Genomic DNA, 14,732 nt, shown 5'->3' with positions numbered 1-14,732 from the left:
GGGTGTATTATGACTATTAAAGTAACCGCCGAGCAATTGTCCATGCGATTTAAGGAACGTGTGCTTTTTCACATCCCTGAACTTGCGATTGGACCAAACGATGCGATTTACCTAAAGGGTGATAATGGCGTTGGTAAAACGACTCTACTTAAAATCTTAGCAGGCCTCTTGAAAGCGTCGACGGGTAACGTTGTCGCCCCAAAAGATACTTGGTTAAAAAAATGGACGCGTCGTAGTGGCCGTGTCGATGTTATTTACCTCCATCAGTCTCCTTACCTATTCGATGGCACTGTCTATGACAATGTTGTTTATGGCGTGAAATATCAACAAAACACCGCGAATGATAAACGAGCACAAGTCATCAATGCATTACGCATGGTTGGCTTGGAAACTTTAGCTGATGAACATATTTCTGTTTTATCTGGCGGTGAGAAGCAACGCGTAGCAATGGCACGAGCTTGGATCTTAAAACCATCGATTTTGTTGATGGACGAACCAAGTGCCTCTCTCGACCAAGAGTCGATTGAACGTCTGGTTATCATGGCAAAAGATCTGCTTGATCGCGGCTCTAGTATTGTTGTGACTAGCCACCAAGCGAACGCGTTGACGGATTTATGTAAAAAACAGTGGTGGATTAAAGACAAGACTTTGATAGAGTCTCCACTCTTGTATGTCATACCAAAAGAAACATCCCAAGAGAACGCATATGCTTCAGCCAACACAAACTAGTTGGGTCATTTTGGCTGGTGGTCAAGCCAGCCGCATGGGTGGAAAAGACAAAGGTCTGATCGAACTGAATCAGAAGCCACTCATCGAACACGTTATCGAACGTTTATCTCCGCAAACACCACGCATTCTAATCAATGCGAACCGAAACCAAGACGCCTACGGTGCGTTTGGTTTCGTCTTCAGTGATCAATTTAAAGATTTTCCAGGCCCGATGGGCGGTATCCACGCGGGCTTGGTTCATGCAGAAACCGACTGGGTTGGCTTCGTCCCTTGCGACAGCCCACAAATCAACACCGATCTTGTTGAACGTTTTTGCAATGCAGTAAAAGAAGACACCGATATTTTGGTTGCTCATGATGGCGACCACCAGCAGCCTGTCTTCACGCTTTATCACAAGCGCGTACTACCAAAGCTGACCGCGTTTTTAGAACGTGGCGATCGTAAGATCATCCTACTCTACAAAGAGTGCAACACCAGTTACGTTGACTTTAGCGACTCACCAAACTGTTTCGTCAACTTAAATACGCCTGAAGAATTGGCGCAATTTGGACAACTCGAATCATGAAACACACGCTAAACATCCCTATTCTTGGTTTTGCTGCCTACTCTGGTACGGGCAAAACTACGCTACTTGAAGCATTGCTACCAAAGTTAACCGAAGCAGGTTTACGCATCGGTATGCTAAAGCACGCACACCATAATTTCGATGTCGACCAACCGGGCAAAGACAGCCATCGTCTACGTAAAGCAGGCGCATCGCAAATGCTGATCTCTTCTCGCAACCGCTTCGCACTGATGACAGAAACACCAGAGTCAGAATCGGAGTTTGATTACCTACTGACACGTTTCGATGAAGACAAGCTAGACGTGGTTCTAGTGGAAGGCTGCAAAAACATTGCCTTTCCAAAGATCGAATTGCACCGTGAAGAAGTCGGCAAGCCTTGGCTTCATCCAAATGATGAAAACATTATCGCGATTGCTTCAGACAGCGGCGAATTGGATTCTGATCTGCCACAAATGAACATCAACGATCTTGAAGCGATTGCCCAGTTCGTTATTGAGTATGTCCAAGAAGCGAAAGCACCAAAGAGTAAAGAGAAAGAAGCCGCTTGCTGCGATACCCTTTCTCCAGCTTTCCTTTCTGTGGTTCAAGGACAAGAAAAGATCCTTTCTTTGGTGAACACGGTTGCTGAAACCGAAGCATGCAAGATTGAAGATGCATACGGTCGTGTGCTTGCAGATCACGTGGTGTCACCAGTAAATGTTCCGCAATACACAAACTCAGCGATGGACGGTTACGCGATTCGCGGTGATGACGTCGAGCGTGAAAGCTACCAAGTGGTTGCTGAAGTGATGGCGGGTCATGCCTACGATCAACCTCTGGACGTTGGTCAAGCGGTTAAGATCATGACGGGCGCCCCAACACCTATCAATGGTGATACCGTTGTTATGCGTGAACAAGCTTCACAAGATGGTGATACCGTCACGTTCAATGGTGCGAGTATCAAAAACGGTCAAAACGTTCGCCAAGCGGGTGAAGATTTAGCAATTGGTAGCGATGTGTTTACTGCGGGTACTCGCCTAGCCTCTCCTGAGATGGGCATGATTGCTTCTCTTGGTTTTGGCGAAGCCAACGTGTTCCGCAAGTTGAAAGTTGCTGTGTTCTCTACTGGTGACGAAGTTCAAGCGCCAGGCACAGAACAGAAAGCGAATTCAATCTACGATTCAAACCGTTTCACTATCATGGGCATGTTAGAGAAACTAGGTTGCGAGATCTTGGATTTCGGTATCCTAGAAGATAACGAGCAGTTGATGATTGAAGCGCTCGAAAATGCTTCTGCGCAAGCCGACGTAGTGATGACTTCTGGCGGCGTATCCGTTGGCGATGCAGATTACATTAAGCTGGCATTGGATAAGCTGGGACAAATTGATTTCTGGCGTATCAACATGCGCCCAGGTCGTCCGCTTGCGTTTGGCCAGATCAATAACAAGCCTTTCTTTGGTCTTCCAGGTAATCCTGTGGCTGTGATGGTGTCATTCATCAATTTTGTTGAACCAGCGCTGCGTAAGATGCAAGGCGAACGAGGTTGGGCACCATTAAAAGTGAATGCGATTGCCACCGAGCCCTTACGCTCTCGCCAAGGTCGTACCGAATTTAGCCGCGGTATCTACGAGCTAGATGAAACAGGTCGCCTAACGGTTCGCACAACGGGAAAGCAAGGCTCAGGCATTCTGCGCTCTATGAGTGAAGCAAACTGTCTTATCGAGATCTCCCCTGCTGTCGACACAGTAAAAGCGGGAGAAAGCGTGACAATTATTCCACTTCAAGGCAGAATCTAAGTCAAAATCAGCATTCAAAGGTCAGCGAGTCTGACCTTTGTCTATCACAGAAAACCTTTCAGAGAGACAGCTATGGCTCGCACCATTCTTTATACATACAAAGATCAAGACAAAGAACTGACGTTCTCTTACCAGCAGCACCACAATATTCATGAAGCGGTAGCAGAAGCGGAAGGCATCGATATATCTGAATACCTAAAGATGGAACAGCAAATCGAAGCGATTTCTGACACAAAAGCGGTACGTAACTACCGTGACAACCACTTTAGAAAGCTTGGCTTCACTAAAATTACTCTGGCTCAAAAAGAAAACTTGGGCGTCGGTAAAAAGAACAAATAAGCCAAGCTACACAGACCAAAACAAAAACTCGCTATTCGTCGCGAGTTTTTTTATACATGTTCTTTTTGTTCGTTCTCTATAAATAAAAAGCCCCGTTTCACCTTAACAGGGAACGAGGCTTTCAATGCTGGTCTTATGTGTTTTCGCGTAACGAAAACTCAGACGATCTATTTAATGTTTAGGAACGCAGCGCCACGTACGCCGCCAGAATCACCGTGTTTCGCTTTGATGATCTTCGGACATTTCGCTACAGAAAGCAGGTACTTAGGAATGCGTTTTGGCATCTCTTCATAAATCAGTTCGAAGTTAGATAGGCCCCCACCTAATACCACTACATGGGGGTCATTCGCGGTAAATAGGTTCGCAAAGCAAATCGCAAGAAACTCCATAAAGCGTTCAACATGCTCAACAGCTTTTGCTTCGCCTTCTGCATGAGCTTTGATGATATCGATCGCCTTCTTCTCTTCACCATAGTAATGCGCATAAAGCAGCTCGAAACCACGACCAGATAAGTAGCTGTCTAGACAGCCTTTCTTGCCACAACCACACCCAAGCAAAGGAGCGTTGTCACCAAGATGGAACCAAGCGTCAAGAGGAAGGCGAGTATGGCCCACCTCACCTGCCACGTGGTTACGACCAGAGAACACTTTACCTTCAAAGATAAAGCCGCCACCAAAACCTGTACCGAGTATCAGTCCAAGCACTGATGGTTCGTTTTGAAGATCTTCGTCCCATGCTTCAGACAGTGCGAAACAGTTCGCGTCGTTCTCAATTTTTACTGAGCGACCGATTTTCGCTTCAAGATCGGCGCGAAGTGGTTTGCCTTTCGCTGCAGGTACGTTTACCGTAAGCACCGTTGCATCATCGGCAGCTTCCATACCCGGAAGACCTAGGCCAATTCTACCTTCGCAACTAAACTCAGCATCGTATTTGTTTACTAGGCTAGCAATGGTTTCTACTAACAAATCGTAGTTATCTGTTGGTGTTGGTACGCGCTCGGTTGCGACACGTTCAAGTTTTTCGTTAAACGCACCAAACTCAATTTTAGTGCCACCGACATCAAAGCCGTAATACATGCGATTCTCTCCTAAAATGCTCAACCGACTCCCAAAAAATAGTTAATGGAGTCAAACTTTAAACATTATCCATATCTGTACGCCTGCAAACCGTGACCCAATCCAGATTTATCCTCTCGTTCAAGCCAGTTGCACAACAAGCCACCAACAAAAGATCATTCCTTAGAGTGAGCTCTCGATTTTCGCCCATTCCTTGAAACGTTTCAGCTGTGGTCTTGTGTGATCGGTTTTGATGCGTGTTTTCGTCAGCATGTAGGTTTCACGGAAGGCTTCAAACCACAATTGCAAACACTCTGAAGCTTGCTCTTCTCCCGCTTGTTTGAATACTAACGTCGCCACTTCTGCCGTAGATAGATGCTGCTCATTGTCTGAGCGACGCATAATGTATTCAGACAGTGATTCCGGCTCAATAGAAAGCACAGGCAAAGATTTAAGAAACTCTGAGCGGCGGAAGATCTTACGCGCTTCGCGCCAACTGCCATCGATGAAGATCAACAACCATTTTTTGTCCGAGCCATCGGATACCTTAAGACGCTCTGGATTCAAACCGTCCAATAAACGCTCGGGTTCATCCACATAGTCTGCTGGGAAAACAACGACAGGTTGATAAGCGTCGTTCTTTAGTAGCGCCAGCATTTCTTGAGAAGGTTCCGTACGATTCCATTGATACACGTAGGTCTCTTGAATCGTATCAGCAATAAGACGGCCCGTATTACTTGGCTTGAACACTTCGTTTTCCGATACAATCAGCATACACGCGATATTAGATTCGATGTTCGGTTGAATATCGCACAAACAAAATGACTCAGAAACCTGACAATATGGGCAGCGAACCACTTTACAACCACGAGCGTTGAACGGCTTTGTTGAGATAGATTGACGGTACTGGTATAAACGATGGAAAGCGTGAATTCTCATGAATGAAAAATGCCAGTTAAAAAGTAGAGCGCGATTCTACTTCTATCCCCTAGCAACCTCAAGGCAATGAACTTAGCCAATATCAGTCGGACAATGATACAGGGAGTAACCAATGACAGAACTCGTGATTAATGCCCCATCTTGGTTTAGGCTTAGCATCTTTATTGCGGTGTTACTACTTTGTACGATTTGGGAAAACAAACTGCCTAGAAGAGTGCTCACTGTGCCGCGCTGGTTTCGCTGGATCAACAACCTTTCTTTAGCTGCGTTAAATAGCGCGACCATTATTTTACTCATGCCAATGGTGGCGTTTCAAGCTGCCATTATTGCCAACGATAAACAATGGGGTTTATTACACCAGCTTGCTTTACCCGATTGGCTAGCCACCTTTATTGCAATTATGTTGCTCGATCTGATCATTTACCTTCAACATCTCTCGTTTCATCGCTTCAAGCCATTGTGGAAACTCCATCGCATGCATCACGCAGATTTAGATGTGGATGTTACAACAAGTACGCGCTTCCACCCGATTGAAATTATCCTTTCAATGATCGTAAAAATCGCCGCTGTGTTTGCTATGGGTGTCTCACCCTTTGCCATCGTGGTGTTTGAGATCGTACTTAATGCAAGTGCGATGTTCAATCACAGCAATGCTAAACTGCCTCTTTCTATTGACGCAATACTCCGTAAGTTTGTTGTGACACCAGATATGCATCGCGTACACCACTCCATAATCGTCAAAGAAACTCACTCGAATTTTGGATTTTTCCTGTCCGTTTGGGATCGCTGGTTTAATACTTACCGCGCACAGCCAGAGCTAGGGCATAAAAATATGGTGATAGGCGTGCCTGAAATTCGTGATTATCAAGAACAACGTTTGGATAAGTTAATCACTCAACCGTTTCGTTATTGACTTGAACTCAGATTTACAAGAAAAAGGTCGTCATGAAAGTCATGATCGGCCACTTTTGAATATTTTATCGGGTATGTGATTTTAAACGCTTATTGACTGACGCTTCTTGTTCGACTGTGTTATGCCAACAAATAAACCAACAATACCGAAGATAATCGCCGCTATTGTGGTCATACGAATGTCTTGTTGATGACTTATTGACTTATACAGAAACGCAATGCAAAAAAAAGACAGCGCTAAAGCTGAAACCAGTAAGCGCTGCAAAAAAATTCCGAAACTCATGAGCTCCTTAACGTTGTTCATAACGAATCCTTGTTGAGAAATATCAGTGTTAGCGGAATATATGGCGAGAGTGGCGGGCCTTTTGAGAATTCCACAGCCAAATAGACACACCAATTGAAAATCCAAGCAGTAGTGTTTGCCACTGTAAAAGACGACTGCTTTCTAATACATCAAGGACGTAGTATGCATACGAGTTGAAAGCAACTTTGCTAAGCAGAATATAGATCATTAATACGATTCCTGAACGGCGATGTGTAATCAACAGGTACACTGCCAGTAAACTAAATAGCCCTAAAGCACTCCAATATGCGTTCAACCAGCCCGGAGCAAAGTTATAAGGTAAAAAACCGTCGATAATGTTGTCATAGATGTGGATAACACCACTGAAAGTGAGGTAAAGGCATAGGAGAAACACCACGAACTTATCCATTTCCCTTCCTTATCTTAATGAATGCGCAAAGCATATATAAATGGGCAAAATATTAATAATTTGATGTGTATTTTTGAGAGCAAGAAAGCTTTTATTCGACACGTGAAGTGTTCGAAATTTACGCTTTGATCCGTTTCGCATTATCCTTTTCTATAAGTATAGTGTTTGCTATAGCTATTCGTCTCATTCAAACCGTCTGATTCTTAAATGAATTGGAACGTGGTTACTGAATGGCTCCCATGTTGCCTAACCTCTAGAATTAAGAATTGATAAATACAAAGTTCATTGAAGGAGGAAAAGTAAAATCGACCGAACTTCGGACCCCTCTTAACCATAAACCATCTTCTAGATTTCTGATATAGATACCCCGCGGATAACTTTCATCTTCTGAAATTGGTGAGGAATCGACAGCCAGGTACTCCCCTAGACAGAGCGCAAGATCTTATAATCGCAGATATAGCGTGAATTCAATTGGACATACCGATAATCCACATTGCTTCATTTTTTGGATGAGTTCGTCAAGTATCGCACCAAAATAAAGGCCAAATTCAAACGGTGTTTTGATCGTTACCTTGATGATTTCAGCTTGCCTAGAAACATGAACGGCACCATCTTCCAGTAACTGCTGCGCAAACAGGTTCATTTTGACGTCATTTTTTGACAGACGTTTGAGCGATGATGCAGTTGTGTCTCCGCCAACTTCGAGCCTCATTTTAGATCTCCTTGGCTAATCATTTGTCTCACTTTCACCAATGCCCTTTGAAAGACGGGATGAGCTTTTGATGAAATATCTTTGTTTATATCGTGCCAAAAGAATGCAAAGTCGTGCCCTCCATCATCAAGGGTGTGAAACAGCCATTGTTCAGGTAATTCGCCACAAATACACAATACAAAATGCCAAGTTTGGTTTTGAAAGTCGCTTTGCCACTGACATAAATAACGCGATTCCAGCACTTGTCGGATCCCCGACTCTTCCTCAAGCTCTCTCCTAGCAGCCCTCAGTAAATCCTGATCAAACTTCTCAACCGTTCCTTTTACTAGTTGCACGCCAGCCAGTGGATGTTCAAACAATAGTATTTCGCGATTTTCATTCCGAAAAACAATAGGACAGACTTTATTCATCACCGAACGATTCCTTCCACTGGCGTAATATGAACTTAACTTTTCGAGATTGAATTACAACCATTAAAACATGTGAGCCACTCTTATTTGCATTAAGTTGTTAACAATATATTTACGTATTTGGACGCGAGAAGTCAGAGATCCGATAGCGAAGTGTGATTGAATTCCAAATAACGAAAATTCATACTCGATTTGCATCATTGTTTGGAAATTTAAGACAGGAAAAGCAATAACTATTGCGGCGATAGTTAAAAATCTTAAACTGAGACCCTGAGGCAATGAATACCAGCGGCATAGCCATTTTAACAGTCCAACAAAAGAGACTATCATGAGGTTCGCTGTACACATTTATTGCTCAAATATTTCCGTTAAGAAGCCGAAAGGAAGGCAGGTGAATGTTATGCGTCGCAGTTTTTTTCCTTTAATTATTAGCCTGCTACTGGCCGCTTGCTCTTCCGGACCCGAGACTAATTCAGAAGCGCAACAGACAACATCGATATCTAAACAGCATTTACGATCTGAAACCACTGATTTATACCAATTCTACAACGAATGGTACGGCACACCTTATCGCTTAGGCGGCACAAAAAAATCGGGCATTGATTGCTCAGCATTCGTACAGAAAGCGTTTATTGAGGCATACCAAATGTCATTGCCAAGAACAACGCAGCAGCAGTCAAAACAAGGCGTCAAGCTGAGTTGGTCTGATGCTAAGCAAGGTGATTTAGTATTTTTTAAGACAAACAGAACGACTTACCATGTAGGCATCTATCTGGGGAACAAGCAATTCATGCACGCTTCTACGTCAAAAGGCGTAATAATTTCGAGAATCGATAGCCCTTACTGGGCCTCGAAATTTTGGCAAGTAAGAAGAGTTACAATGTAACCCTTATCGAAAAGAAATAGGGATAAGATCGGATTACTCTTCCCTTTTATGATCAGAAGTCGCTAATTAGTCGTAAGTCGCAACGGCGGTATCGAATAAGTTCTTCACTAAAGCGATATACTCATCTAAAAAAGCGATTTGTTCGTTAGTCGCTTTTTTGCCCCAAACACCAGCCAACACCTCACCAAGATCTTCAACCACTGCATCCGCTTCTTTTAGCAATTTAAAGCGCACACTTGAGTGTAATTCGGGGTTTTGCTCAAAAATCGCCATGATGTTAGAGGCAACCATGTCTGTCGCAACATCTTCGATGCTTTCTGTACCAGTATCACCAAGCTCTGAAGTAAAAATGTCTAAATTGAGTGAAAGGTGCTCAATAAGAGCAAGATATCCATCAGTCTCTACAACCACTGCTTTTCTCCATTTTTGCAAGCCTTCGAAGATGAAAGCGAAATCGTTTCAATAGTAAAACATGCAGAGAAAATTTCATTAACTTATGTCATTTTAAGAGACGCCGGGCATTTAACTGAATGATTTTTATCCAATAGGTCTTATTCAACCCTATGATGCCAAGTCTCATTACGCCCGTTCTCTTTCGCCCTATATAGCGCAGCGTCAGCACATTTCAACCACTGGGTGTGGTTTTCAAAACGAGATTTACATTCGCAAACACCAATACTTATCGTGCAATTGATCAAAAATTTCTCAACTTTTACTGTTTCTTCTTCAATGGCTTCTCTTAACCGCCTCGGCAAAGCGAAGCGCCTGTTCTTCATTAGTGTTAGGTAGAAGAACGGTAAATTCCTCTCCGCCAAATCGACCACATACATCAGTGCTTCTTGCTTCATCATAGGGTGCCAATGTGTCGATAATATGTGGCTGGCGTAATGAAAATAATTTATCGAGCTGAACACCTAGCGATGTTAAGAATGAAGACACCAATAGGTTAGATACATTAAGATCAATTTCATTATATGCTGCAAATTCAAGTAATTATGCGAGGCGTTTACCTATTTGGTTGATGTCTTCTCCACGTAAATACACCAAAGCTTCACCGTGTATTCCCCCACCAACAAATCGTTGAGCGACCGCAACAGAACGGTCTCTGCCTATCACATCAGCCAGCGTCATGTGGAGTTCACCGTAAGTTAAGGGGCCAACATGAGGAACAGGTAAATGAATAAACTCGTGTAAATGATCCGCCATAATTGATGTTCCTTTACCGAGAGTAATATTGGCCACTTCACGAAACTTTGCCAATGATGAAATGCCGTCAGAGGCATTTAGGCTTGGCTGTTCTGGCGCTTCGAGGGCGCAATGTAAGTCTAGGCGCTATTACAATGAAACAATTTGCGCCCTCGTTAGAGGCTTGGCGATAAAATCGAACGCTCCCAATTCAATACTGCGCTGTTTGGCTTCTTGCTGGACATCCCCAGAAACAATCACGACATTGGTTTTATACTGACTGACTGGGAGAGACTTCAATACCTCAAAGCCTCCCATGACTGGCATCGTCAAATCGAGGAACAAAACGTCAATATTTTGCTCTGTTAGAATTTACAATGCTTCGCTTCCATCTTGCGCTGCCAATAAGTGCAGAGATGCATCTTTCATGAACGAGCGTGATATCAACTTTCTTGCTACCGCAAAGTCATCACAAATCAGTATTTTCATGCCGTTAATGGAACCAAAATCAAAAAAAATAATGATACTCCCTGAATTTCGACAGTTTCATCGGTTGACCCTATAAATCAGTAACTTATAGGAGATGCAATTCACATTTATATACATTTACTGCTATTAAGTCTCTTTTTATTGCTGAAGTTTGCTCAGGTCCGCGTCAATGTGTTGGCATTTATCCTAAACTATTGTTGGTCAAATAGATTAACGAGGTTTTGTATGTGGCAAGCAATATCGCAGCAGCTTTCTGATACTTTATTGTTCGAATATCAAATTAAAGAGAAAGTCCGTCTTTCGGGGGGAGATATTAGTGAGAGCTACATGATCAATGATGGTGCACAACGCTATTTCGTTAAAATCAATGATCGTGACTTTTTAGCCAAGTTTGAGGTTGAGGCTGAAAGCCTTCATCTTCTGCGAAAAACTTCTACCCTATTTGTTCCAGAAGTGGTCTTAGTCGGCAAAACCAAAAGTCACTCTTTTCTGATTCTTAATTACCTCCCAACCAAGCCTCTCGAAGATCCGAAAAACAGCTACAAATTCGGTCAACAACTTGCGCAACTTCATTTATGGGGAGAGCAGAAAGAGTTTGGTTTTGATACCGATAATTATATTGGTTCAACCATTCAACCGAATCAATGGCACAAAAAATGGTGTGTATTTTTTGCAGAGCAACGTATCGGTTGGCAACTTCAACTTCTCAAAGAAAAAGGCATTACCTTAGTTGATATTGATGACTTTATTAACGTTGTAAAACTGCATCTCGCCAATCATGCTCCCGAGCCCTCTTTGTTGCATGGCGATTTGTGGAATGGCAATGTCGCTTTAACGCCTTTTGATCCAATCTGCTTTGACCCTGCTTGCTACTGGGGAGATCGTGAATGCGATATCGCTATGACAGAGTTATTTGGTGGATTTCTTCCTGAATTTTACCAAGGGTATGAATCCGTTACCCCACTCCCTCTCGGCTATGAAGAACGTAAAGACATCTATAATCTTTACCATATACTCAATCACTGCAACCTCTTTGGTGGGCATTACTTGGAACAAGCTCAGTCATCCATTAGTAATATTATGTCTTATTGATTTTTGACGTAAAATTATGACCAAATGTAAATTTTAGACGAACATCATCTCCAACCACACTCCCTAGACTCAACGTGAGTCTAGGGTCAAGTTTTGTACTTATTTCGACTCAATTAGCAACAACTCCACCTAAAATTCTAAATAACTTGGCTTACGTTGTCTCTTCTACTGTGGAGGAAAGCGAGTGATCAAGGGCGACAATATATAACCAACAGAGAATAAAGCCCTGCTATACGAGGAGTTTTTGTATGCAAAATTATACTGAAAGACATGTCAAATGCCCCCATTGTGGGCACTCAATTGGCATCACGTTAGATGCAAGTAACGGGGATCAAGAGTTTTATGATGACTGCCCAGCTTGCTGCCACGCCATTCATCTCAATATGAAGGTCGATGAGCTACATGAAAAGGTGGAGTTGTTCATCGATGATAACTATGAGTAGCAAATGACAAACTTACCATAAATGACAATAGGAGCCGTCGAGGCTCCTTTGTCGATCTCAATTTCCGGTTCGCATGCGTCGTTAACAATTGCCACTAGATCTTCAAATTGTTGCCTCGCCTTCAACGCAAGTCATTATCGCTGAATCAAGCATCTCGAGGGTACCGGGGGTATAGATGTCTAACTACCCAAGAACCCGAATCCCAATGATGTAGATTTGTGCTATAACTGCTTGGCTGCCAAGACACGCTCTACTGTATCAACGATCGCTTGCGTTTGAGGATCGAATTCAATATTTACTTTCTCACCTATTTGACGAGCCCCAAATAGCGTTCTTTGCAACGTTTCTGGTATCAAGTGTACCGAAAAGCGATTCGCTTCTACTTCGCCGATAGTCAGTGAGCAACCGTCAATCCCTATGTAGCCTTTAGCGAGCACGTATTTCATCGATGTTAAAGGTAATTCAAACCAAATAGTACGGTTATTAGGGGTGTCGATAATATCCACCATTTCAGCCATTAAACTTATATGACCAGACATACTATGACCACCGATTTCATCACCAAACTTGGCGGCACGCTCAACGTTTACCCGACCCCCTTCTTCCAATTCGCCAAGGTTAGTGAGAGATAAGGTCGCTTGCATCAAGTCAAAACTAACTTGCGAGCCTTCAATTTTGGTCACGGTTAAGCAGCAACCGTTGTGGGCTACGGACGCACCTATCTCTAGTCCCTCTGCTAATGCGCCCTGCAATTCTATAATATGAGTTTGAAAACGTTCTTTTTTATCGATTTTAACGACTTTCGCTGTACCTTGAACTATTCCTGTAAACATTGCTCTTACCTATTCATCTGATGCGACTGATAACCTAAATATATCCCCCCTAACTTAAGTGATTAATGACGACAAATTAATCATTAATCCTTGTACTGAAGGTATGGTATCTAAGCATACAATTGTTTATCATCGCCGCGGAGTTTCTCCGGGGCATTTTTTCACCTTATCGTGGCTAAAATCAACCATCCGATTTAATCATTACTTCTTTTGCCCCCGAACGCTCCACTATAACCATTCCCTATCCATTTTTTGTTCCACTCCGGAGTATTTCGTGCATCGCTACAAAGAAGAGGCGTCAAGCCTAATTAAGCTAGCAACCCCTGTGTTGATCGCTTCTGTCGCACAAACAGGCATGGGTTTTGTTGATACCGTCATGGCTGGCGGTGTGAGCGCAACTGATATGGCTGCCGTTTCTGTTGCGTCCAGCATTTGGTTACCATCCATTTTATTTGGTATTGGACTACTAATGGCGCTCGTACCGATTGTTGCCCAATTGAACGGCTCCGGTCGCCGAGATCAAATCCCATTTGAAATTCAGCAAGGTGTGGTACTTGCGCTTTTGATCTGCGTGCCTATTTTGGGTGTGTTATTTCAGACTCAATTTATTCTGCAGATCATGGACGTTGAAGCGGTGATGGCAGAGAAAACTATCGGTTATATCCATGCTGTTATGTTTGCTGTTCCAGCGTTCTTACTCTTCCAGACGTTGCGAAGCCTCACGGATGGCATGTCTTTAACCAAACCGGCCATGGTGATTGGCTTCATTGGTCTACTGCTTAACATCCCGCTAAACTGGATTTTCGTGTACGGTAAGTTTGGCGCACCAGCTCTCGGCGGCGTCGGTTGTGGTATCGCGACCGCTATCGTCTACTGGGTGATGTTGGGTTTATTGCTGCTATATGTGTGCACATCTACACGTCTAAAAAGCATTAACCTTTTCGGTGAGTTCCATAAACCACAGCTAAAAGCTCAAATTCGTCTCTTTAAACTTGGCTTTCCGGTTGCGGCTGCACTCTTCTTTGAGGTAACACTGTTCGCCGTGGTTGCACTATTGGTTTCACCGCTCGGTTCAATTGTTGTGGCTGCACACCAAGTTGCCATTAACTTCTCATCACTTGTGTTCATGCTACCGATGAGTATTGGTGCGGCAGTCAGTATTCGTGTTGGTCACCGCCTAGGTGAAAATAATGTGGACGGGGCTCGTGTTGCCTCTCGCGTTGGTATTATGGTCGGCATCTGCTTGTCGTTTATGACAGCATTTATCACGGTCGCTTTCAGTGAGTCAATTGCGAAGCTATACACGAACAATGCAGAAGTAATTACCCTTGCAATGCAGTTGTTTATCCTAGCTGCTATTTATCAATGTACAGATGCTGTACAAGTCGTTGCAGCAGGCGCACTTCGCGGTTACAAAGACATGCGGGCGATTTTCAATCGTACGTTTATTGCGTATTGGATCCTTGGTTTACCTATGGGTTATATCCTCGGTCGTACTAATTGGATTGTTGAGCCGATGGGTGCACAGGGTTTTTGGCTAGGATTTATTATTGGCCTAACTTCTGCCGCAATCTTGCTTGGTGTCCGTTTACGTTGGATGCATCATCAAGAACCACAAGTACAACTGAACTTCTCGCAGCAATAGAGAATAGACA

Annotated in this window: 17 protein-coding genes and 1 pseudogene; 9 read left to right on the top strand and 9 right to left on the bottom strand. The window is 43.4% G+C overall.

What is annotated here, in order from left to right; all coding sequences use genetic code 11:
• The first annotated feature begins 9 nt into the window (after window positions 1-9).
• The 4 genes from AK966_RS12225 (at window position 10) to AK966_RS12210 (ending at window position 3,408) form a co-directional block, all read left to right on the top strand.
• Entirely contained in the window at window positions 10-729 is a 720-nt protein-coding gene (locus AK966_RS12225; protein WP_119464239.1) for an energy-coupling factor ABC transporter ATP-binding protein, read from the top strand.
• The gene (gene mobA, locus AK966_RS12220) at window positions 707-1,294 is read left to right on the top strand and encodes a molybdenum cofactor guanylyltransferase MobA (protein ID WP_005427804.1); all 588 of its coding nucleotides are present in this window, start codon (window positions 707-709) and stop codon (window positions 1,292-1,294) included. Before AK966_RS12225 ends, mobA begins: the two co-directional genes overlap by 23 nt.
• Window positions 1,291-3,069, top strand: coding sequence for a bifunctional molybdopterin-guanine dinucleotide biosynthesis adaptor protein MobB/molybdopterin molybdotransferase MoeA (locus tag AK966_RS12215; RefSeq protein WP_119464238.1), 1,779 nt, complete (start codon window positions 1,291-1,293; stop codon window positions 3,067-3,069). Before mobA ends, AK966_RS12215 begins: the two co-directional genes overlap by 4 nt.
• 72 nt (window positions 3,070-3,141) lie before the next feature.
• Window positions 3,142-3,408, top strand: a complete 267-nt coding sequence (locus AK966_RS12210) for a DUF2960 domain-containing protein (RefSeq protein WP_099078012.1) — start codon at window positions 3,142-3,144, stop codon at window positions 3,406-3,408.
• Window positions 3,409-3,575: 167 nt separating this feature from the next.
• Here the strand turns inward: AK966_RS12210 and nagK are convergent, their stop codons facing one another.
• Window positions 3,576-4,484, bottom strand: a complete 909-nt coding sequence (nagK, locus tag AK966_RS12205; RefSeq protein WP_119464237.1) for an N-acetylglucosamine kinase — start codon at window positions 4,482-4,484, stop codon at window positions 3,576-3,578.
• Window positions 4,485-4,646: 162 nt separating this feature from the next.
• Window positions 4,647-5,402: a tRNA-uridine aminocarboxypropyltransferase gene (locus AK966_RS12200; protein ID WP_099078014.1), complete on the bottom strand. Its 756-nt coding sequence runs from the start codon at window positions 5,400-5,402 to the stop codon at window positions 4,647-4,649.
• Window positions 5,403-5,514: 112 nt separating this feature from the next.
• Here AK966_RS12200 and AK966_RS12195 point away from each other — a divergent pair, with 112 nt between their 5' ends.
• Window positions 5,515-6,315, top strand: coding sequence for a sterol desaturase family protein (locus AK966_RS12195; RefSeq protein WP_119464236.1), 801 nt, complete (start codon window positions 5,515-5,517; stop codon window positions 6,313-6,315).
• 81 nt (window positions 6,316-6,396) lie between these two features.
• Here AK966_RS12195 and AK966_RS12190 read toward each other — a convergent pair whose 3' ends face one another.
• The 4 genes from AK966_RS12190 to AK966_RS12175 all read right to left on the bottom strand — a co-directional run bounded on the left by AK966_RS12190 (window position 6,397) and on the right by AK966_RS12175 (window position 8,152).
• Window positions 6,397-6,618, bottom strand: coding sequence for a hypothetical protein (locus tag AK966_RS12190; RefSeq protein WP_099078016.1), 222 nt, complete (start codon window positions 6,616-6,618; stop codon window positions 6,397-6,399).
• Window positions 6,619-6,646: 28 nt separating this feature from the next.
• Window positions 6,647-7,027, bottom strand: coding sequence for a hypothetical protein (locus AK966_RS12185; protein WP_119464235.1), 381 nt, complete (start codon window positions 7,025-7,027; stop codon window positions 6,647-6,649).
• Between the two features lie 442 nt (window positions 7,028-7,469).
• Window positions 7,470-7,739 carry a hypothetical protein gene (locus AK966_RS12180; RefSeq protein ID WP_119464234.1) on the bottom strand — a complete coding sequence of 90 codons (270 nt, stop codon included), beginning with the start codon at window positions 7,737-7,739 and terminating at the stop codon, window positions 7,470-7,472.
• Complete coding sequence (locus AK966_RS12175; RefSeq protein ID WP_099078019.1) at window positions 7,736-8,152, bottom strand: NUDIX domain-containing protein; 417 nt, start codon at window positions 8,150-8,152, stop codon at window positions 7,736-7,738. Before AK966_RS12175 ends, AK966_RS12180 begins: the two co-directional genes overlap by 4 nt.
• A 397-nt stretch (window positions 8,153-8,549) precedes the next feature.
• Here AK966_RS12175 and AK966_RS12165 point away from each other — a divergent pair, with 397 nt between their 5' ends.
• Window positions 8,550-9,035 carry a C40 family peptidase gene (locus AK966_RS12165; RefSeq protein WP_119464272.1) on the top strand — a complete coding sequence of 162 codons (486 nt, stop codon included), beginning with the start codon at window positions 8,550-8,552 and terminating at the stop codon, window positions 9,033-9,035.
• Window positions 9,036-9,101: 66 nt separating this feature from the next.
• Here AK966_RS12165 and AK966_RS12160 read toward each other — a convergent pair whose 3' ends face one another.
• Window positions 9,102-9,446 carry a DUF3802 family protein gene (locus AK966_RS12160; RefSeq protein WP_099078021.1) on the bottom strand — a complete coding sequence of 115 codons (345 nt, stop codon included), beginning with the start codon at window positions 9,444-9,446 and terminating at the stop codon, window positions 9,102-9,104.
• Window positions 9,447-9,586: 140 nt separating this feature from the next.
• A pseudogene (locus AK966_RS12150) lies at window positions 9,587-10,709 on the bottom strand (diguanylate cyclase).
• A gap of 225 nt (window positions 10,710-10,934) precedes the next feature.
• Here AK966_RS12150 and AK966_RS12145 point away from each other — a divergent pair.
• Complete coding sequence (locus AK966_RS12145) at window positions 10,935-11,801, top strand: fructosamine kinase family protein (protein WP_099078023.1); 867 nt, start codon at window positions 10,935-10,937, stop codon at window positions 11,799-11,801.
• Window positions 11,802-12,049: 248 nt separating this feature from the next.
• Window positions 12,050-12,244 carry a CPXCG motif-containing cysteine-rich protein gene (locus tag AK966_RS12140; RefSeq protein ID WP_099078024.1) on the top strand — a complete coding sequence of 65 codons (195 nt, stop codon included), beginning with the start codon at window positions 12,050-12,052 and terminating at the stop codon, window positions 12,242-12,244.
• A gap of 221 nt (window positions 12,245-12,465) precedes the next feature.
• On the opposite strand, the gene AK966_RS12135 is transcribed toward AK966_RS12140, so the two are convergent.
• Window positions 12,466-13,077, bottom strand: a complete 612-nt coding sequence (locus AK966_RS12135; protein WP_099078025.1) for a riboflavin synthase subunit alpha — start codon at window positions 13,075-13,077, stop codon at window positions 12,466-12,468.
• Window positions 13,078-13,351: 274 nt separating this feature from the next.
• On the opposite strand from AK966_RS12135, the gene AK966_RS12130 reads away from it, so the two are divergent.
• Complete coding sequence (locus AK966_RS12130) at window positions 13,352-14,722, top strand: MATE family efflux transporter (RefSeq protein ID WP_099078026.1); 1,371 nt, start codon at window positions 13,352-13,354, stop codon at window positions 14,720-14,722.
• The last annotated feature ends 10 nt before the right edge of the window (window positions 14,723-14,732 follow it).

The sequence above is a fragment of the Vibrio sp. PID23_8 genome, from assembly GCF_003584965.1.
Taxonomy (GTDB): domain Bacteria; phylum Pseudomonadota; class Gammaproteobacteria; order Enterobacterales; family Vibrionaceae; genus Vibrio.
The sequence above is the reverse complement of the archived record's forward strand: the minus strand, read 5'-3'. Positions and strand labels throughout refer to the sequence as shown.

What these genes read in the sequence shown, in the direction of transcription:
- AK966_RS12225 (WP_119464239.1), top strand. Translation starts at nt 10, where the DNA reads ATGACTATTAAAGTAACCGCCGAGCAATTGTCCATGCGATTTAAGGAA.
- mobA (WP_005427804.1), top strand. Translation starts at nt 707, where the DNA reads ATGCTTCAGCCAACACAAACTAGTTGGGTCATTTTGGCTGGTGGTCAA.
- AK966_RS12215 (WP_119464238.1), top strand. Translation starts at nt 1,291, where the DNA reads ATGAAACACACGCTAAACATCCCTATTCTTGGTTTTGCTGCCTACTCT.
- AK966_RS12210 (WP_099078012.1), top strand. Translation starts at nt 3,142, where the DNA reads ATGGCTCGCACCATTCTTTATACATACAAAGATCAAGACAAAGAACTG.
- nagK (WP_119464237.1), bottom strand. Translation starts at nt 4,484, where the DNA reads ATGTATTACGGCTTTGATGTCGGTGGCACTAAAATTGAGTTTGGTGCG.
- AK966_RS12200 (WP_099078014.1), bottom strand. Translation starts at nt 5,402, where the DNA reads ATGAGAATTCACGCTTTCCATCGTTTATACCAGTACCGTCAATCTATC.
- AK966_RS12195 (WP_119464236.1), top strand. Translation starts at nt 5,515, where the DNA reads ATGACAGAACTCGTGATTAATGCCCCATCTTGGTTTAGGCTTAGCATC.
- AK966_RS12190 (WP_099078016.1), bottom strand. Translation starts at nt 6,618, where the DNA reads ATGAACAACGTTAAGGAGCTCATGAGTTTCGGAATTTTTTTGCAGCGC.
- AK966_RS12185 (WP_119464235.1), bottom strand. Translation starts at nt 7,027, where the DNA reads ATGGATAAGTTCGTGGTGTTTCTCCTATGCCTTTACCTCACTTTCAGT.
- AK966_RS12180 (WP_119464234.1), bottom strand. Translation starts at nt 7,739, where the DNA reads ATGAGGCTCGAAGTTGGCGGAGACACAACTGCATCATCGCTCAAACGT.
- AK966_RS12165 (WP_119464272.1), top strand. Translation starts at nt 8,550, where the DNA reads ATGCGTCGCAGTTTTTTTCCTTTAATTATTAGCCTGCTACTGGCCGCT.
- AK966_RS12145 (WP_099078023.1), top strand. Translation starts at nt 10,935, where the DNA reads ATGTGGCAAGCAATATCGCAGCAGCTTTCTGATACTTTATTGTTCGAA.
- AK966_RS12140 (WP_099078024.1), top strand. Translation starts at nt 12,050, where the DNA reads ATGCAAAATTATACTGAAAGACATGTCAAATGCCCCCATTGTGGGCAC.
- AK966_RS12135 (WP_099078025.1), bottom strand. Translation starts at nt 13,077, where the DNA reads ATGTTTACAGGAATAGTTCAAGGTACAGCGAAAGTCGTTAAAATCGAT.